Annotated in this window: 8 protein-coding genes; 6 read left to right on the top strand and 2 right to left on the bottom strand. The window is 46.9% G+C overall.

Annotation, left to right across the window (positions count from 1 at the left end; translation table 11 throughout):
- The 4 genes from QQL36_RS26395 (at window position 1) to QQL36_RS26380 (ending at window position 17765) form a co-directional block, all read left to right on the top strand.
- On the top strand, window positions 1–318 hold the full coding sequence (locus QQL36_RS26395; RefSeq protein WP_321567312.1) for a hypothetical protein: 318 nt from the start codon (window positions 1–3) through the stop codon (window positions 316–318).
- A gap of 498 nt (window positions 319–816) precedes the next feature.
- Complete coding sequence (locus QQL36_RS26390; protein WP_321567311.1) at window positions 817–16626, top strand: gliding motility-associated C-terminal domain-containing protein; 15810 nt, start codon at window positions 817–819, stop codon at window positions 16624–16626.
- A 137-nt stretch (window positions 16627–16763) separates the two neighbouring features.
- Complete coding sequence (locus QQL36_RS26385; RefSeq protein WP_321567310.1) at window positions 16764–17111, top strand: DUF6515 family protein; 348 nt, start codon at window positions 16764–16766, stop codon at window positions 17109–17111.
- A 150-nt stretch (window positions 17112–17261) separates the two neighbouring features.
- On the top strand, window positions 17262–17765 hold the full coding sequence (locus tag QQL36_RS26380) for a class I SAM-dependent methyltransferase (RefSeq protein WP_321567309.1): 504 nt from the start codon (window positions 17262–17264) through the stop codon (window positions 17763–17765).
- A 39-nt stretch (window positions 17766–17804) separates the two neighbouring features.
- Here the strand turns inward: QQL36_RS26380 and QQL36_RS26375 are convergent, their stop codons facing one another.
- Window positions 17805–19988 carry a beta-1,3-glucanase family protein gene (locus QQL36_RS26375; protein WP_321567308.1) on the bottom strand — a complete coding sequence of 728 codons (2184 nt, stop codon included), beginning with the start codon at window positions 19986–19988 and terminating at the stop codon, window positions 17805–17807.
- Window positions 19989–20085: 97 nt separating this feature from the next.
- Between QQL36_RS26375 and QQL36_RS26370 the strand changes: the two genes are divergently transcribed.
- Window positions 20086–20367, top strand: coding sequence for a hypothetical protein (locus QQL36_RS26370; protein WP_321567307.1), 282 nt, complete (start codon window positions 20086–20088; stop codon window positions 20365–20367).
- A 164-nt stretch (window positions 20368–20531) separates the two neighbouring features.
- On the top strand, window positions 20532–21158 hold the full coding sequence (locus tag QQL36_RS26365) for a hypothetical protein (protein WP_321567306.1): 627 nt from the start codon (window positions 20532–20534) through the stop codon (window positions 21156–21158).
- On the opposite strand, the gene QQL36_RS26360 is transcribed toward QQL36_RS26365, so the two are convergent.
- Complete coding sequence (locus tag QQL36_RS26360; RefSeq protein WP_083730421.1) at window positions 21142–21756, bottom strand: alpha-ketoglutarate-dependent dioxygenase AlkB family protein; 615 nt, start codon at window positions 21754–21756, stop codon at window positions 21142–21144. The genes QQL36_RS26365 and QQL36_RS26360 overlap by 17 nt on opposite strands.
- Window positions 21757–22019: the final 263 nt, after the last annotated feature.

Here is a 22019-nt window from a genome sequence, read left to right as displayed (position 1 = left end):
ATGAAGCATTCGATAATTGTTTCCTTGTCCCTGTTAATCAGCATGTATTTAACTGCCTGTCATTCAGCGACAAAAGAAAAGAATTCAGATTCAATAATAGCAATAAAAGGCACCTTTCCAGGCTTTGCATATATAGCTGACGATAAGTTCGTTATCCTAACTATCAATGCAGATTCCAATCAGTCAGCCAGTGTACCTGAAATTGTAAAAGCAGATGCCGGCCTTTATTGTTCCAATGCATCTGATGTGCAGTGGAACAAGATTCCTGCACAATATTGTTCCCAGCTCAATCAACAGAGCAGGGAACAGTGGTGCTAACGCAATCTGGAATTGAATGGATTGAAACCCACCACTGGAAGATCCCATATCACGATTGCCTATACTGATAAAAATAGATAATATACTACCACAATAAACCCATTTTAAATACTAAAATAACACTTCGCTTACCTCCTGAAAGTTATATTATAAAAATTATTACATACTAAAAAAGCCTTATAAGTCATTGACTTGTAAGGCTTTTTGTGTTTATTCCATTTTTTGTTATCAATTTGTTAAAAACTTGCATCTGACTGATTGTCAGCTTTTAGTATAGTTTATCAATTATAAAATAGTAAAATATATCAAACTTATTTTATATTTGCTCGTTCGTATATAATTATCATTTTGGCCTATGAAACACATTTACAAACACCGGCTTGCCATCTGCAGAACTAATAGGATGGACTTTCGCCCTCAAAATTATGAAAACGCTCATTGGGTTACAACAGCCTGAAACTGAAGTTATCTGATAGTTTTTTTTCAAAAAGTACGAAGATGAAAAAGATTCTAATCCTATTATGCGGCTGTTTGTTGCTTTTTACTGGTATAGCGCGGTCTCAAACCTGGTATGTTAACATGCCGGATACGGTCTGTATGTCTACGAATAGTAGTACTGCGGACCAGATCAAGTTTACCAGTATGAACGCCCAGCTGGCGAGTGGCCAACAAACAAAGGTAACCTGGACCATTACCACGCCCAATAATTCTGCGGCTGATTATAATATCCTGTATTCGGAGAATGCTTCCTCTGTCAAAGCAACTCAGCTAACTCTTACGAATTTGCTGACGTTGCAATTTTTGGCTACAGGTAAATATACTTTTACGCTGTCAACGAGTTATAAGTCTGGTAGTACCACCAAGACAGTTACCACTACTAAGAGTATTGTCGTGGTAGACTGTACGATTACCACTTGTAGCGGGGGGGATGCGGAGATGCCAGGTTTCACTGAAGACTTTGGCACCTTGCCCACCACCGCGACCCGTAAAGCATATTCCCCGGCTTCTGCGGTAGGGTATACTTACTCGGCTTCTGGTTATCCGGCTGATAATTATTATGCGATCTCAAATACAACGCACCTGAGAGGTGAATGGATTACTACCAGTGATCATACAGGTTCTACCCGTGGTGGTATGCTGGTTGCGAACTCCAGTACTACGCCAACGGTATTTTTCCAAAAAGAAGTAGATGGTCTGTGTCGTGGTTCGGTATATAACTTTAGTGCCTGGTTTATAAATGCGGATAGCTCCTATGTGATGACGAACACCTGTTCGTCTGGTTTTATTTATGCAGGGGTGACTTTCCAGATTGTGAATGCGGCCAATACCAGTCAGATATTGGCGAGCTTCCGAACGTACGCGGTTTCGCCTAACTTCTCAAAAGCTACATGGCAACGGTTCGGTGGATCTTTCACCGTACCTACCGGCGTTACGAACGTAATTGTACGAATTATCAACAACTTCCCCGGTGGTTGTGGTAACGATATTGCGTTGGATGATATTCAATTCTCTTATTGTAGTCCGATTATCACCGCTTCTATCCTTGGCGCTGCCAGCAGCCTGAAAGAGGTATTGTGTGAGGGCGTTGCTACTACGCTCGTTTCTTCTTATACGCCAACCAATTACTTTACAAATGCAGAGTACCAATGGGAAATGTCTGATGATGGTGGTGTGACCTGGTTCGATGTTCCTTTTGGTACTGCTAACAATGACACCCTGGTAATCACGGAAGGAGAACTGAAAGGTACGAAAGACGTAGCTGCCGATTACCTGTTCCGTGTCAGGATATATGAAAGCGGAAGCTCCTCACAAACCTGTGCGGCCCCGTCATCATCGGTCAAGATCACGATACTACCGATGCCAATACTATACCTGACCAAAACGCAGGTCTGTGAGGGAGGCACGGTTGACCTACAAGCCTCCGGTGGTTATGATTACTTTAAATGGAATGATACCAGTTACGTTGGTCCAGACCGACAGATCACAGTTGTAAGTGATACTACTATTACCGTATATGGTTATATAACTTATGGTGTAGATGGTGGTAAGACCTGTATTGACTCAAATAGTGCTACTATTAAGAAGGATGACAAACCTATCGTGGAGGTGGCCGCTTCTGATACTTCATTGTGTGTGGGTAGCAGGGTTACCCTGAGTATTGCTGATGCTCTGGCACCAAATGGTGATGCTACCAAGAGCATCCGTTGGTACAAAGGCTCAAGCGTGGCTACAGGTACATTGCTCTCTGATTATAATGATCAGACGGGTATGATATATAATACAGAGACCCTTGCCGACAGCTCCTTTATAGTCGTTGTCACGAATGGAACCTGTACCGTCACGTCGGCGCCATTTATCATTCACCTTACGGCTGTGCCTTCACCACCTGCTGGTACACATGTGACCAAGTGTGTGGAAGATGGAAGCAATGCCTCAGGTACCTTCACTATGACCCGTAGTACCATTACTGGTACCAAAGGCGTGTGGACGATCACTGGTATCTCTGGTCCTGGTATTTCTGGTGACACCAGCTCTACCATCAACTTCTCCGACTACGTTACTTTAAATAAGAACAACCCTGCTGCTACAGTTACCCTGAATAATCCGGGTATTACCGTTTACCTGCAGTGGACTGTGACAGCAACCGGCAACTCTGATTGTGTGGGCTATGCTTATGATACCCTGACACTGATCACTGGCGCTACCACTGCTTATGCAGGTCCGGATACAACGTTGTGTGGTACTAATAATGTATTTACCATGCAGGCGAACGAACCGGATCTCACCTTGACAGGTGACTTCGCAGAAACCGGTACATGGTCAATAGTAGGATCCTCTACTGGTGTAACCATCGATGATATACACGCCTATAATACTACTGTGAGAATTACCAACGGTAGCTATCAGGATGTAACGCTGGCATGGACCATCAACAATGCAAGTGGTTGTGGTACCAACTCAGATCAGGTAGTGCTGCACTATACTGCGCTGCCAACCATGACCCTGAAGCCTGATACCGTTTGTAACACGCAGGGTTATTTCACGATGGATACCACAGCTACCAGCGGTACGCCAACTTACTACAGTGTAACTGGTACTATGTCCGGCTTCTCTGCAGTGCCTGAAACTCAAATAACTTCATGGCCGATCACTGTACCTATTCCTACTGGTGTTGCTGCAGGTGTATATACATTTACAGTTAACTTCAGAAGTAATAATGGTGGTTGTACCAATTCAACTACTATCAAAGTAAATGTTGAAACGCCGCCAACTGCTCCAACCAGCGTAACAGTAAGTGCACCTTCTATCTGTACAAGTGGTTCTTCTACCCTGACAGTTGTAGGTGGAACCCTGGGTACTAACGCCAATGGTACTACCGCAGGCCAATATGTGTGGTATGCAGGTGGTTGTGGTTCCGGTACTTCAATCGGTACTGGTTCTTCTATCACTGTGAGCGTTTCTGCAACGACTACATATTATGTAAGGGTAGAAAGCAACGGTAAGTGTGGTACTACTGCCTGTGCAAGCGGTACTGTCACTGTTTATACAGCACCGACTACTTCCAATGCAGGTCCTGCACAGACACATTGTAATGACTCCCTGTTCACCATGGCGGCTAACTCCGCTTCGGTAGGTGCAGGTGCATGGACTTACACTGGTACAGCAACTATCACAAATACTTCCAGTCCTACTACTACAGTATTCGTACCTGCAGGTAAGACTGCAACGCTGACCTGGACAATTACCAACGGCGCTTGTACGACTTCTTCTACTGTATTACTGACTAACTATATGCAACCGGTAACAGCGAATGCTGGTCCGGATTCTATTATGCAGTGTGCGAACAGCACATTCACCATGCAGGCAACTGCTGCTTCTCCATCTACCGCAACCGGTACCTGGTCCACCTTCACAGGTAGCAAAGCCACCATCACTACAGGTATGTTCAACAATCCTGCAGCTACGGTGACCCTGGCAGCTGGTGATACTGCTACACTGATATGGACAGTGACCAACGGAACCTGTTCTTCTACCGATTACGTAAAACTGATTAATTACGCTACACCGACTACTGCCAATGCAGGTCCTGATAGTGTGAAACAGTGTGCGACCCCTTCCTTTACCATGGCGGCGACTACGCCAACTATCGGTACAGGTAAGTGGTCTATAAAGAGTGGTACTGCTACTATCGGTACTGCTGATAGCAGCAAAGTAAATGCTGTGATCACAGTAGCGACTGGCTCTACTGCCACCCTGTACTGGACAGTGACGAATGGTACCTGTTCTTCTAAAGACAGTATTGTATTAGTGAACTACGCTATGCCAACTACTGCCAATGCAGGTCCGGATTCAATTGTACAATGTAATAACGCTTCGTTCACCATGCTGGCTACAGCAGCAGCCCCGGCTACAGCAGTAGGTACATGGTCTACATTTACCGGCAGCAAGGCCACCATCACTACAGGCATGTTCAACAATGCTGCAGCTACGGTGACCCTGGCAGCAGGCGATACAGCTACCTTGATATGGACTGTAACAAATGGTGTTTGTTCCAGCACTGATTATGTTTTACTGAAGAACTACCAGGCGCCATCTACAGCGCAGGCAGGTCTTGATTCTATCAAGCAGTGTGCGAACACAACCTTCACCATGTCAGCCACTGCGGCTAGCGTAGGTGTAGGCACGTGGACTGTATCCAAGGCAACTGCTACTATCACCAGTCCAAATAGCACGACCACTACAATCACAGTTCCTGTAGGCGACAGCGTTATGGCTTACTGGACAATCGTGAATGGTACATGTTCTACCAGGGATAGCATAAAACTGGTGAACTATGTGAAACCAACTGATGCTGAAGCAGGTCCTGATCAACATCAGTGTGCGACCACTACCTTCACCATGGCGGGCAATGCACCATCTGTATCTACCGCTTCAGGTATGTGGACCAAACCAACCGGTTCTACAGCAACGATCGCAAATCCAACAAGTCCAACCACTACTGTAACCCTTCCAACAGGAGATAGCACCAGGTTGTACTGGACCATCACGAATGGTGCATGTACCACTACGGACTCAGTATGGATCGTCAATAACCTGTCACCAGCTGCTGCGAATGCCGGTCCGGACACGATCAAGCAGTGTAACAACGCTACTTTTACAATGTCCGCGAACTCACCTTCAGTATCTGGTGCATGGGGTACCTGGACTGTTGTTTCTCCATCTACGTATACTATTTCTGCTGCACAGCTGAACAACCCGACTGCTACCTTCAGCGTAACTGCCGGTCAGACTGTAGTACTGAAATGGACTATTACTAATATTGGTTGTACTTCTTCAGACAATATTGTGCTGATCAATTATGTACAGCCAACCGCTACGTCAGCAGGTTCTGCACAGCAACATTGTTCTGACAGTCTGTTTACGCTCGCTGGTTCTACACCAATGACCGGTGCAACCGGTTACTGGTACGTACGCAGTGGTACAGCAACGGTGACTACACCGACCAGTGCTACTTCAACGGTGATTGTACCTGCTGGTCAGACAGCCTTATTACGTTGGGTAATCACCAACGGTGCCTGCGCTGACTCTGCTTCAGTAACACTGATCAACTATATGCAACCGGTAGCAGCGAATGCTGGTCCGGATTCTATTATGCAGTGTGCGAACAGTACCTTCACCATGCAGGCAACAGCTGCTTCTCCATCTACCGCAACCGGTACCTGGTCCACCTTCACAGGCAGCAAAGCCACCATCACTACAGGTATGTTCAACAATCCTGCGGCTACGGTGACCCTGGCAGCTGGTGATACTGCTACACTGATATGGACAGTGACCAACGGTACCTGTTCTTCTACTGATTATGTAAAACTGATTAACTACGCTACACCGACTACTGCCAATGCAGGTCCTGATAGTGTGAAACAGTGTGCGACCCCTTCCTTTACCATGGCGGCGACTACGCCAACGATCGGTACCGGTAAGTGGTCTGTAAAGAGTGGTACTGCAACGATCGGTACTGCCGATAGCAGCAAAGTAAATGCTGTGATCACAGTAGCGACTGGCTCTACTGCCACCCTGTACTGGACCGTGACGAATGGTACCTGTTCTTCTAAAGACAGTGTTGTATTAGTGAACTACGCTATGCCAACTACTGCCAATGCAGGTCCGGATTCCATCGTACAATGTAATAACGCTTCGTTCACCATGCAGGCTACAGCTGCTGCTCCGGCTACAGCAGTAGGTACATGGTCTACATTTACAGGCAGCAAGGCCACCATCACTACAGGCATGTTCAACAATGCTGCAGCTACAGTGACCCTGGCAGCAGGCGATACAGCTACCTTGATATGGACTGTAACAAATGGTGTTTGTTCCAGCACTGATTATGTTTACCTGAAGAACTACCAGGCGCCTTCAACAGCGCAGGCAGGTCTTGATTCTATCAAGCAGTGTGCGAACACAACCTTCACCATGTCAGCCACTGCGGCTAGCGTAGGTGTTGGCACGTGGACTGTATCCAAAGCGACTGCTACGATCACCAGTCCAAACAGCACGACTACTACGATCACAGTTCCTGTAGGCGACAGCGTTATGGCTTACTGGACAATCGTGAATGGTACATGTTCTACCAGGGATAGCATAAAACTGGTGAACTATGTGAAACCAACTGATGCAGAAGCAGGTCCTGATCAGCACCAGTGTAACACAGCGACCTTCACCATGGCGGCCAATGCACCATCTGTATCTACAGCTTCCGGTACATGGTCTAAGCCAGCCGGATCTACCGCAACCATTGCAAGTGTCAATAGTCCGACCACGACTGTGACCATTCCTGTTGGTGACAGCAGCATGTTGTACTGGACGATTACAAACGGTGTATGTGCGGATGTAGACACGGTATGGATTGTAAACAATAATCCTCCTGCTAATGCAGATGCGGGTGTAGACACCCTCAAACATTGTAACTACGATGCCTTTACCATGACAGCGAATACGCCTTCCGTAGCTGGAGCAACCGGTTACTGGAGTGTTGTATCTCCTGCTTCTTATACTATCTCAGCTGCACAGCTGAATGATCCGAACACTACCTTCACGGTAACTGCGGGTTCTACAGTGGTACTGAGCTGGACCATCACCAACCTGGGTTGTACCACTTCAGACAACATTGTGCTGATCAATTACGAACAGCCAACCGCTACGTCAGCAGGTTCTGCCCAGTCTCATTGTTCTGACAGTCTGTTTACGCTTGCTAGTTCTACACCAATGACCGGCGCAACCGGTTACTGGTATGTACGCAGTGGAACAGCAACGGTGACCACACCGACCAGTGCTACTTCAACTGTTATAGTTCCTGCTGGTCAGACAGCCTTATTAAGTTGGGTCATAACCAACGGTGTGTGCGCTGATTCTGCTTCAGTAACACTGATCAATTATATGCAACCGGTAACAGCGAATGCTGGTCCGGATTCTATTATGCAGTGTGCGAACAGCACCTTCACCATGCAGGCGACAACACCTGCCATCGGTACCGGTACCTGGTCTACCTTCACAGGCAGCACTGCCACTATTACTACGGGTATGTTCAACGATCCTGCAGCTACGGTGACCCTGGCAGCTGGTGATACAGCTACACTGATATGGACAGTGACCAACGGTACCTGTTCTTCTACTGATTATGTAAAACTGATTAACTACGCCACACCATCAACCGCCGATGCAGGTCCTGATAGTGTGAAACAGTGTGCGACCCCTTCCTTTACCATGGCGGCGACTACGCCAACGATCGGTACTGGTAAGTGGTCTATAAAGAGTGGTACTGCAACGATCGGTACTGCTGATAGCAACAATGTAAATGCAGTGATCACAGTAGCGACTGGCTCTACAGCCACCCTGTACTGGACCGTGACGAATGGTACCTGTTTTTCTAAAGACAGTATTGTATTAGTGAATTACGCTATGCCCACTACTGCCGATGCGGGTCCGGATTCCATCGTACAGTGTAATAATGCTTCCTTCACCATGCAGGCTACAGCCGTAGCTCCGGCTACAGCAGTAGGCACATGGTCAACATTTACAGGCAGCACGGCCACTATCACTACAGGTATGTTCAACAATCCTGCAGCTACGGTGACCTTAGCCGCAGGCGATACAGCTACCTTGATATGGACAGTCACCAATGGTGTTTGTTCCAGCACCGATTATGTTTTCCTGAAGAACTACCAGGCGCCTGCTACAGCGCAGGCAGGCCCTGATTCCATCAGGCAGTGTGCGAACGATACCTTCACCATGTCAGCCACTGCGGCCAGCGTAGGTGTTGGCACGTGGACAGTATCCAAAGCGACAGCTACGATTACCAGTCCAAACAGCCCGACCACTACGATCACAGTTCCTGTGGGAGATAGTGTAATGGCTTACTGGACAATCGTGAATGGTACATGTTCTACCAGGGATAGCATAAAACTGGTGAACTATGTGAAACCAGCTGATGCTGATGCCGGTCCTGACCAGCACCAGTGTAACACAGCGACCTTCACCATGACGGCCAATGCACCATCTGTATCTACAGCTTCCGGTACATGGTCTAAACCAGCCGGATCTACCGCAACCATTGCGAGTGTCAATAGTCCGACCACGACTGTGACCATTCCTGTTGGTGACAGCAGCATGTTGTACTGGACGATTACAAACGGTGTATGTGCGGATGTGGACACGGTATGGATTGTAAACAATAATCCTCCTGCTAATGCAGATGCGGGTGTAGACACCCTCAAACATTGTAACTACGATGCCTTTACCATGACAGCGAATACGCCTTCCGTAGCTGGAGCAACCGGTTACTGGAGTGTTGTATCTCCTGCTTCTTATACTATCTCAGCTGCACAGCTGAATGATCCGAACACTACCTTCACGGTAACTGCGGGTTCTACGGTGGTACTGAGCTGGACCATCACCAACCTGGGTTGTACCACTTCAGACAACATTGTGCTGATCAATTACGAACAGCCAACCGCTACGTCAGCAGGTTCTGCCCAGTCTCATTGTTCTGACAGTCTGTTTACGCTTGCTGGTTCTACACCAATGACCGGCGCAACCGGTTACTGGTATGTACGCAGTGGAACAGCAACGGTGACCACACCGACCAGTGCTACTTCAACTGTTATAGTTCCTGCTGGTCAGACAGCCTTATTAAGTTGGGTCATAACCAACGGTGTGTGCGCTGATTCTGCTTCAGTAACACTGATCAATTATATGCAACCGGTAACAGCGAATGCTGGTCCGGATTCTATTATGCAGTGTGCGAACAGCACCTTCACCATGCAGGCGACAACACCTGCCATCGGTACCGGTACCTGGTCTACCTTCACAGGCAGCACTGCCACTATTACTACGGGTATGTTCAACGATCCTGCAGCTACGGTGACCCTGGCAGCTGGTGATACAGCTACACTGATATGGACAGTGACCAACGGTACCTGTTCTTCTACTGATTATGTAAAACTGATTAACTACGCCACACCATCAACCGCCGATGCAGGTCCTGATAGTGTGAAACAGTGTGCGACCCCTTCCTTTACCATGGCGGCGACTACGCCAACGATCGGTACTGGTAAGTGGTCTATAAAGAGTGGTACTGCAACGATCGGTACTGCTGATAGCAGCAATGTAAATGCTGTGATCACAGTAGCGACTGGCTCTACAGCCACCCTGTACTGGACCGTGACGAATGGTACCTGTTTTTCTAAAGACAGTATTGTATTAGTGAATTACGCTATGCCCACTACTGCCGATGCGGGTCCGGATTCCATCGTACAGTGTAATAATGCTTCCTTCACCATGCAGGCTACAGCCGTAGCTCCGGCTACAGCAGTAGGCACATGGTCAACATTTACAGGCAGCACGGCCACTATCACTACAGGTATGTTCAACAATCCTGCAGCTACGGTGACCTTAGCCGCAGGCGATACAGCTACCTTGATATGGACAGTCACCAATGGTGTTTGTTCCAGCACCGATTATGTTTTCCTGAAGAACTACCAGGCGCCTGCTACAGCGCAGGCAGGCCCTGATTCCATCAGGCAGTGTGCGAACGATACCTTCACCATGTCAGCCACTGCGGCCAGCGTAGGTGTTGGCACGTGGACAGTATCCAAAGCGGCAGCTACGATTACCAGTCCAAACAGCCCGACCACTACGATCACAGTTCCTGTGGGAGATAGTGTAATGGCTTACTGGACAGTTGTAAATGGTACATGTTCTACTATAGATAGCGTGAAACTGGTCAACTATGTGAAACCAGCTGATGCTGATGCCGGTCCTGACCAGCACCAGTGTAACACAGCGACCTTCACCATGGCGGCCAATGCACCATCTGTATCTACAGCTTCCGGTACATGGTCTAAGCCAGCCGGATCTACCGCAACCATTGCAAGTGTCAATAGTCCGACCACGACTGTGACCATTCCTGTTGGTGACAGCAGCATGTTGTACTGGACGATTACAAACGGTGTATGTGCGGATGTGGACACGGTATGGATTGTAAACAATAATCCTCCTGCTAATGCAGATGCGGGTGTAGACACCCTCAAACATTGTAACTACGATGCCTTTACCATGACAGCGAATACGCCTTCCGTAGCTGGAGCAACCGGTTACTGGAGTGTTGTATCTCCTGCTTCTTATACTATCTCAGCTGCACAGCTGAATGATCCGAACACTACCTTCACGGTAGCTGCGGGTTCTACGGTGGTACTGAGCTGGACCATCACCAACCTGGGTTGTACCACTTCAGACAACATTGTGCTGATCGATTACGAACAGCCAACAGCAGTAAGTGCGGGTACTGACCAGACCAAGTGTGCGGGTTCAGACTTCGTACTGGCTGGTTCTACACCAAACGTAACAGGTGCTATCGGAACATGGTATGTTCGCAGCGGTTCTGCTACTATCGCTACCGGCGAAGAGCATTTGCCAGCGGCACACCTAACCCTGCCAAATGATGCTTCTGCTGAATTACATTGGGTTGTAACAAATGGTGTCTGTGCTGATTCTGCGGCTGTGATACTGACTAACTACCTGACTCCTGTTAATGCTGATGCAGGTGCGGAATTAGTGAAACATTGTTCTGACAGTGCTTTCGTAATGAGTGCAAACGAACCTGATGTAACAGGTGCGATCGGTGAATGGACGTTCGTAGGCACTACTGCCGCTGTAGCAAGTGATCCAAACGATCCGTATACTACCATCTTTGTTCCTGCAGGAGATAGTGTACTCGCTATCTGGTCAATCGGTAACGGTACATGTTCTACCAGCGACACAGTGAAACTGGTGAACTATATGTCACCAACTGCTGCCGCTGTACCAGCAGATATGCAACAGTGTATGACCACTACCTTCCCTGTAACGGCGAATGCTCCGGATGTACCGGGTGCGATCGGTTACTGGACAGTAGTGAAGGGTAATGCGACCTTCCCGGCTGCTGACCTTAATAATAGCAGCACTACTTTCACTGTACCAAATGGTGATAGCGCATACATCTCCTGGACACTGACCAACGGTATCTGTTACAGTGCCGATACAATTAAACTGTACAACTATCAGCAACCAGCGCAGGCTGATGCCGGTTCTGACTCCCTGGTACAGTGTAATAACACTACATTCACTATGGCAGCGACCGCACCAGACCTGGCAACAGCAGTCGGTAAGTGGTCTCTGTACCCAGGTAGTGCCGCAAGCTTCAACGCGACTGACTCTACTAATATCCATGCAGTATTCACCCTGCCTGCAGGCGATACCGCAACCGCAATCTGGACAGTAACCAACGGTGTCTGCTCCAGCTATGATATGATCCTGTTGAAGAATTACGAAGCGCCAGCTCAGGCAGACGCGGGTCCTGATTCTCTGAAACATTGTAACGACGCCGTATTCACTATGAGTGCAACTGCACCATCACTGACTACCGCTACCGGTACATGGACAGTATCTAAAACAACTGCTACTATTACGAATGCAAACAGCATCACCGCTACTATCAACGTACCTGCGGGTGACAGCGTGATGGCTTACTGGACAATCACAAACGGTGCTTGTTCTACAGTTGACAGCATTAAACTGGTGAACTATCAGCAACCAACAGCAGCAGCTGCAGGTACCGAAACCCACCAGTGTGCGACCAGCACCTTCACCCTGGCAGCTAATACACCTGATGTAGCCGGTGCCGTAGGAACCTGGACATTACCAACCGGTTCTACTGCTACTATCGCTGCAGCGGATGTGCACAAGCCAAATGCGACCATCAGCGTACCAGAAGGTGATAGCGTAATTGCTACCTGGACCATCACCAACGGTGTATGTACTTCCAGCAGCACAGTGAAACTGGTAAATGATAAGATGCCGGATGTGGCAAATGCCGGTTCTGCACAGACGCATTGTTCTGACAGTGCCTTCGTCATGACAGCCAACACTGCTACTATTGGTACCGGTACCTGGTCATTCTACACAGGTTCTACCGCTACGATCGCAACAGCTGATCTGAATAATCCGACAGCTAAGATCTTTGTACCAGCAGGTGATACTGCCACTGCAATCTGGACAATCACTAACAATTCATGCGCAACCAGCAGCACTGTCTTCCTGAAGAACGATATGATGCCGGAAGCTGCAAATGCCGGCGCTAACCAGACACATTGTAATGACTCTGCCTTTATAATGACTGCTACGCCAGGCGCCATCGCTACTTCTAAAGGTACATGGACTGTGATCAGTGGTACTGCAACCATCGCAGCTGCTGACCTGAACAATCCAACTGCCAAAGTAATAGTGCTGGTAAATACAACAGCTGTTCTTCAATGGACCCTGAGCAATGGAACATGTACTGGTACACCAGCTACTGTAACACTGACTAACCTGGGACCAGTAATGGGTAATACTATCTCCGCTGATCAGACTGTGTGTACTTCTGAAACACCTGCGCAGCTGAAAGGAACGACTACCCTGAGTGGTGGCGACGGTACCTTCACTTATCAGTGGCAGATCAGCACGACCAGTGCAACCAACGGATTCTCTAACGTGACTACAGGTACTGGTGGTACTTCTGCTTCCTATACTCCAGGTACACTCACCGCTGATTCAGTATGGTTCAGAAGAATTGTGACCTCAGGCACTTGTAGCACCACCATCAGCAATGTGGTGAAGATCAGAAGGATCACTACACCTCCGGTAGTAGTATCTGTACCAGCCGCTATCACTACTGATTGTGTACTGGGTAAAGATTACACTACACTGTTCGGTACACCAGTATTCAGTCACCAGCCATTCACTAATGAGGCGCTGACTGTGACTTACACTGATAATACGCAGACACCGGATGCTTGTACGACTATCATCAGACGTACCTGGACAGCCGTAGACCGTTGTGGTCTCACGACTTCCGCTCAGCAGACCATCACTGTGATCGATACCACAGCTCCTGTGTTCACTTCCACAGCACCTGCTGATGTGACCGTAGAGTGTGATCAGGTGCCAGCTGCTGTGAACCTGACAGCAAACGATGCTTGTTTAGGTACCCTGACAATCGCACCAATTGAAACAAGAATAGACATCGCAGGTCAGTGTACCAGCAATTACTACCTGATCCGTAAATGGGTAGCGGTTGATAATTGTGGTAACGCCAGCGACACCCTGAAACAGACCATCACGGTAAGAGACCAGACTGGTCCTGTGTTCACAGTAACTGCTCCTGCAAACTTAACTGTAGATTGTGATAAGGTACCAACAGCTGCCACGCTGACGGCTACTGACAACTGTACGCCTGGTACTATCACTGTAACACCAGTGGATACCAGACAGTCAATCTCTGGTGCTAAGTGTAGTAATACTTACCAGATCACACGTACATGGACTGCGACCGATAATTGTGGTAACAGCACCGTAGTGAAACAGATCATCACCGTTCAGGATACAACCAGACCAGCGTTCTCAATGACCCTTGTGTCTGATACGACTGTGAATTGTGACGCTGTACCTGCGCTGCCAACTATCACAGCTACCGACAACTGTTCTGCAAGTGTGAAAGTATCTGTATCCCAGACGAAGGTGTTCCTGAGCACTACATGTTCTAACAACTACCGTCTGACCCGTACCTGGACGGCTTCTGATGATTGTGGTAATACTGCCACTATGAAACAGGTGATCACCGTTCAGGATACAACTAAACCAACATTTACCATCACACCGCCAAGTGATACTACTGTAAGTTGTAGTGCAGTGCCAACACCGCCAAGCAACCTGTCAGCTACTGACAACTGTAGTGCAACCAGCAATGTGAAGATCAGCTACTCTCAGACCCGTCAGTCCATCACCGGTGCTTGTGCAAGCAACTACCAGCTGATCAGAGTCTGGACAGCGAAAGACGAATGTGGTAATACTAATATTGTACGTCAGGTGATCACAGTAGTAGATACCACCAAACCAGTGATGGATCCGGCTCCGGCTGCTGTCACTGTATCATGTGGAGGTACTATACCAGCTGCTGCTACCCTGTACGCAACTGATAACTGCGATGGCAACTTCCCTAAGAAAGCGACCATGACCACCGATCCATATACTGTGGATGCTTGTAACGGTTACACCATCACCAGAAGATGGAACGTATCTGACGCATGTGGTAATGCCGCGATCGAAAGGGTACAGATCATCACTGTAGAAGCATGTCCTAAACCACAACTGGACGCTACACTGCCAGTGAACTGTTCTGACAATACGAAGTTTGCACTGCAGCTGCTGACCAAAGTAAGCAAACCAACATTTACACTGCAGAGCGTATATCCTGCAGGTACCGTAACCACACCGAAGAGTCAGACCAGCAATGTGTTCGACCTGAATGGTGCCACACAGGCTACCTTTATCGTAACTGATGGCGTAACCGGTTGCGTATCTGACCCAGTGACTTATACCCTGCAATATGTACAGAAACCAACTGTCAACCTGGGTAACGATACTGCGATCTGCGAAGGCAACTCAGTCACCCTGGATGCAGGTGCGGCAAATGCAAGTGCTGGTTATACAATTAAATGGAACACAGGTGCAACTACCCAACAGATCACCGTATCTGCTGCCGGTACTTACTATGCAACGGTGACCAATAATGGTTGTTCCGCTACAGACTCTGTGAAGGTAACGGTGAACGCACCACCAACGGTTGATATCCGCGATACCACTATTTGTGATGGCATGACTGTAAAACTGAATGCTTATGTACAGGGTGCTTCTTACACATGGAGCACTGGTGATACCGGACCATCTATCACTGTAAGTACCGCTGGTACCTACACCGTAGATGTATCACTGAAAGGTTGTACCGTAACTGACCAGGCGACCGTAACGGTGTCTACTCCGCCGAACGTGACCCTGACACCTGATACTTCTGTATGTCCTGATCAGACAGTGATGCTGCAGGTTGAGCCGGATGGCGGCAGTGTGAAATGGTCTGATGGATCGCTGACAAACTCTATCATCGTATCTAAACCTGGTGACTACTGGGTGACTGTAACGAAGAATAGTTGTGTAGTGACCGATACTGTGACGGTGACCAACAAGGCTAACATCAGCTTAGACCTCGGTCCTGACAAGGATATCTGTGCCGGTGGCCTGGTAGTACTGGATGCGACTAACGCGAGTGCGATCTCTTACCTCTGGAATGATGGTACGACCGATCCGATCAAGGAAGTAAGCACACCAGGTACCTACACTGTAACAGTACTTGACAAATATTGTAATCTGACATCTACAGATAGCGTGAAAGTAACAGTGGCTGGTATCGGAGATATTTCTCTGGGCAATGATACGACCATCTGTATCGGTCAGACCCTGACACTGAGTGTAGATGCCGGTACCGGCAACAGCATCAGATGGCAGGATGGCGCTACAACAGCAACGTATGTAGTGACAGCGACCGGATACTATAAAGTGACTGTTTACAATGATTGTGGCTCTGTGACCGACGACATCACAGTTACTTACAAACAATGTGAAGCGAAGCCAGACTTCCCGAATGCGTTCACACCTAATGGTGATGGTAACAACGATACGTTCAAACCTCACGTAAACGGTCCGATGTATGATTACGATCTGCGCGTCTTCAACCGTTGGGGCCAGGTAGTGTTCCTGAGTAAAAGCCAGACCAAAGGGTGGGATGGTAGATTCCAGGGATCACTGGTAGATGTAGGAACATATGTGTATCTGTTGAGCTACAAGAATACGGCAGGTGGAGAGACGAAAATAGTGAAAGGTGAAGTGACCGTATTAAGATAAGAGAAGTGTAAAGTAGAAATAGGCTGAAGGCGTCCCGGAGTACCCACCGGGGCGTCTTCCCTTTTTATAGACATCGTTAAACTATTCGTCATTCTTGTTGTCTGAGTATTTTTTTACCTATAAAAAGCGAACGCGCAATGAAGACTAGAATTTTAATTATGATGTTGGTTGCTGGTGGTACTTTTATGACAGTATCTGCACAGCAGCAGCCAAAGGGGAAGGCTCCAGTAGTGAAGACTGTACCAAAGAATGCAAAAGCCACTACTTATAAGGGTGTAAAGTACCAGGTGGTAGACGGTAAGTATTACAAACCTGTATCTGGCGGTTATGAAGAAGTGTCAGCACCTCCGGTAGGCATCCAGGTAGATAAGGTACCCACAGGGTTCCAGCGAAAGGAGCATAAAGGTGTGAAGTATTATTACAAGGATAATGTTTACTATAAGGAAGTGAAGGGTAAATTTGAAGTGTGTGCAAAGCCCTGGTAAGTAAAAAACAAATTATAAAGTAAAAAGTTCCTGTCGGTTCCGGCAGGAATTTTTTATTTTATGGCTTCGCAGGCCCTCTGCTTCTGACTTAGGTAGGAGCACAGGGCGCGTCAAAAACGAATGAAATCATTTTTCATTACATTTGTCCAAATGAGTAGAATGCTGTGGAATGAACGATACACGAAAGGCCTTCCTTCATTGGACATACCAGATCCTTATTTTATTGGCATGTATGAGCAGTTTCCTGCTGGTGGAAGGGCTTTGGATCTGGCGGCTGGTAGTGGCAGGCATACGTTGTACCTGGCCGAGAGAGGGTGGGAGGTGACGGCGGTAGATTTTTCGGATGTGGCGATGGAGCAGTTAAGTTTGCGTGCGGAGGGGTTGAAGGTGAAGACAGTGTGTGCGGATTTGTCTGCTTTTGAAATTGCGGACAAATATGATCTCATTGTATTGTATTATTATTTTGATGTGGCGATATTTCCGGCTATTATCGATGCGCTGAAACCTGGTGGGGTGCTGATTTTGAAACTGGCGATTGAGCGTGCAGACAATGAAAATATATTACCCTTATTGAATGAACTTGAGCAGCTCAATTATAGCCAGCGCCCAGTAAAACACAGGGGCGTGGCAGAAGGTCTTTTTAAAAAAATATAAAAGCCCTGTATTCATTCACGAATACAGGGCTTTTATATTTTATTGTTTCAGGATCTTCACAGTCTTCTGACTACCATCTTTGCGGTCTATTTTGATAATGTAAACACCAGGTACCAATGAAGATACATTGATGTTTGTGCCAGGATTGGTTACCTGCATAATCGCATGTCCGCTGATGTCGAAAACACTCATGGTTCTGATCTTATCATTATTACGGATATACAGCTGGTTGCTGACCGGGTTAGGAGACAGGGTCACCGTAGTGTGCGTGTCTTCTGTAACAGTGTTAGCAGCAGCTGCTCTTGCGCCGGAAGTACTGGTAATGGTCAGGTAATTAAAGTTGAAATTACCAGTAGCAGTGGCAATACCGATACTGTAAGTACCAGCAGGCAGAGATACAGTATGTGCTACATTGGACCATACCTGCCAGCCACCTGTATTAGGAATGGTGACAGTGCCCAGTTGTGTAGCTCCAGCATCTTTTTCAAGGCGCAGTGTATTGCCGGAAGAGGTACTAGCTACACGATAGTCTACTACATAAGAACCGGTAGCGGGGATTGTTACTTCATAACTCAGCCAGTCACCTGCATCAATATAACCTACATTCAGTCCGCCACCTGCATCGCTGGTGGTTTCTGTCTGTACGCCTGACATGTAATTGTAGTTCTCTGCTTCGATCTTGATAGACGTAGTGCTGCTGGTCGTTTCAACTTTTAGAGAAGATGTAGAGTCGTTGAAGTTGTTGTCTACCAGACATGCGTCATCAGCTGTGAAGCTAGCTGTAGCACCACCAAAATTATCATTCTTGTACAGGGTTACTTTATAACCTGAGCTTACTTTCAGAGAGGAGATATCGTCATTCAGAATACCCAGTGCATTCAGCTGACTCAGGGTATAAGTACCTGTGCTCAGACCTACTGCATAACCAGCGTAGTTACAATCTTTGTAGACGGTCACCGGGCTGTTGGAAGTAAGGCCGGCAAAGCCACCGATGGTAATGGTAGCGCGGGTTGGAGAAGGTGCATTGATGGTAGAAGACTGATTGAAAACATCGTCGTAGCAGAACGCATACGTCAGACTATTAAAGGTGATGTCGCTACGGTGCCAGAACTTACAATACCAGTTGTAAGGAGCGGTCTGGTAATAAAGTGATGGCGTAGAGAAATCCTGTGTCACGCCAGTGGCCTTAGTCAGGTCAATTGCATGACGATTGATAGCAGCGCAGATCTGTGCCTGTACTACTTTGTCCCACTGACCGCCGCTGGCCATCACGCCACTACCTTCCATTACTTCGATCTGGGAAGGTTTGGCAGAGATGGTGCCTACAGCGCCATCGGAACTTCTTGTGAAGGTGAAGGTACTACCTGACACTTTACCACTCCATGTACCTGCATCACCTGCATTGAAGATCAGGTTACCGCTGGTGTACTTGGACCAGATAGCATCTACATAGGAGCCAAAGTAGCTGGCCTGTGCACCGCCTGATTGCCATGCAGTGGTTTTGGAAGGGAAGTGGATAATGCCGTTGGTCGCATCGTAGCAACCGGCAAACTCAGTAGGCGCGGTAGTCTGCCACTGATTGAGGATGTAACTGTGTGTGACAGTTTCCCCTACTTTTTGATAGAAGCTGCTGTTACCCCATACTTCGAGGCCCATTGGGTATTGGTACGCATCTACACGCGTAGTATTTACCCACAGACCATTAGACGCGTTTGTCAGCTCAATGTTCTCGTAACGGATGCCCTGGTTGGGATCGGTTGGATTAGCGAGATTGGGTGCTGCATAACCGCTGGGAGAGCCGGAAGCGCCGAAGAAATAAAGGTACAGCTGTGAGTTGAAGGAGATCAGGATACGACAACCAGCGATGCCGGGAACGTTGACCACCTTGTTTGGAATTTCACTCAGCTTTGCGAAGCAGGCGGCGTATTTGCCGTTGCCACCGGGGCCGTAGTTTCCATTGATGACAGGACCTGATACTGTATTATAAGACGTACTCATAGGATTGACTGCGCCTGTTTTGGGGTCAATCCATACGTGATTGTCATTGATAATACCAATTACAGCAACATAGACGTTGGCATCTGTGTAAGCAGAATTGTTGTACAGGGTAAAGGGAACCGTGGTTTGGGCATGTACAGTGGTTCCAATAGACATGGAAAGGCCAAGCAGTACGACCAGGCGGGTACAAAAGACCCTGAGGGAAAAGAAAGGTCTGATTTTCATAGCGATTATAGGTCTTAATTTTAAAGAACTTGTACAAAGGTAGTTTTTATTCCGAAAAACCAAATACTGCTTATTTTTACGTGATAAAAGTCATGGAATGAATAGGGGTGCAGTCATCAATGCGTTTTTTACAGCAGTGAATACTTACTATTCTTTAGAGAAATCTGTCATGCTGACATTGGAGAAGCGGTTACGTATATGGGGAATTCCGGCTGGTACAAATTACCTTTTTGCGGATGAGATGCCTGTGTTTATCTCATACATTTATCAGGGACTTTTTCTTATTAATTTCAGTATGAAAAAAGAAATACGGGGATTAAAAAATTCTTTCCTGAAGCAAACATTTATTACATCTACATTGGTGGTAGGGGTATTATAGTTTGCTTTTGTGCCTTTGGATATTCCTTAATTACCTGCTATGGAGAATCTGTACAATGTGGAAGCGGTTCGATGTATTGTCAGATGTTGCACAGCTGGGGTTTACACCGCAGGATTTTATAATTTCGTGTGGAACGGGTGATCCGTTTTTTGTATATTTAAAGCATGAAAAGCAGGCTGTTTGTTTTATCTGTTTTATTGACCAGTCAACTTGCCATCGGCCAGCATTCCAATAGAAAGATTCTCCACCTTGTGGATGACAGCACCTTGACGAGATTAGTCATTCCCGATAGTGCACTTACCTGCCATGCCGATGCCCTCTACTATTCCTTTGAATTAGGAGATGGCAAGCACCACACCGGATACGATATTTACTGGTTTGCGCCGGAAATAGATGGCTCCTACAGATTATCAATTACACAAAAGCAGCTATACCTTTATTCCGGTCATGACAATCCGAACCCCAACTACTTATATTGGTTGGTCTGCATTACCCCTAATCAATACAAACTAATCAACAAAAAGATAAAAAATTCCAAAGTATTATTTGGCAAACCCTATGGTGGTTTTTATCCTTATTACTGCGTAGCCTATAAAGAAGCCGTGCCTGAAAATCTGTATGCTACCTTACAGCGCCTGATCACTTTGTTCAACAGCGGTCTGCCTGCCATGGAGCAAATTCAGTTAATCAGTAAGGATGAATTTGAAAAAATAAATCCTGTCCAGTTAATTATGAATGATGAAGAAATAAACGAGGTGCCCGCGGATGAGGAAGTCAGTACACCTTCTTAGCGGTATCCGAAATCCTGAAAGTCAGGTTAATTCTTGCACCAATCTTTCTGCTGGTCTTTGGCACATGGTGTTCATAAAAATCCTGCATGGTTTTACCCATCAGCAAAAAGCTGCCGTGTGTGAGCGGTATATCCAGCGGCAGCACATCTTTTCTCGTCTTATGTCTCACTTTAAATAATCGTGTCTCGCCAAAGGTCACCGAGGCAATTGGATGATGTATGCCATCTGCAGGTAGCGTATCGCTATGCCATGCGACTGAATCATTGCCGTCCCTGTAATGATTTAGCAATACCCTGTTAAAATAAACCCCACAGGCAGCTTCTACTTTCATTTTGATATCCAGTAGCTCTTGTGTCCATTCCAGTCCATTTTCACCCCCGTAATAAGCAATTAAGCGTGGATCTGGCAGTATCCTATCATACATCTTTCGGTTATGCTGTTTCCAGGGGGTATTTTCTTTCAGGAGTTTAAAATAATGGTCTGATTCATTTTTAGGAAAAAACTGCTCCCGCAGTTCGAGGGTAGTATCCGGCAGGGCATAGTTAATGTACCTCACTTTTCCCTGATCAAACAGCTCATTGTCTTCAAAAAGTAGCATAGCTTACAAAAATACTAAAAATATTAGCAAGCTGTTGTTTCACTCATATTTAGGAGACCTATCAGTAAAATAAATAATTTATGAGTAATTATTAATGAAAATCAATATGTTTCTATATCTGTGTCTGATAATAATATTCATAAAATAACTGTTTTAAAATAATTTTAATATAATATTAAAATTTAATACTTTTGCCGCGGGTAGGTCCAGTTTATAACCTTTCGTAAGTAGGATGGAATCCCATTTCTGACAATGTAGTTTTG

The organism is Chitinophaga sp. LS1 (genome assembly GCF_034274695.1).
Classification (GTDB): Bacteria; Bacteroidota; Bacteroidia; order Chitinophagales; family Chitinophagaceae; genus Chitinophaga.
Note: the sequence above shows the minus strand (reverse complement) of the source record. Positions and strands in the feature narration are given on the sequence as shown.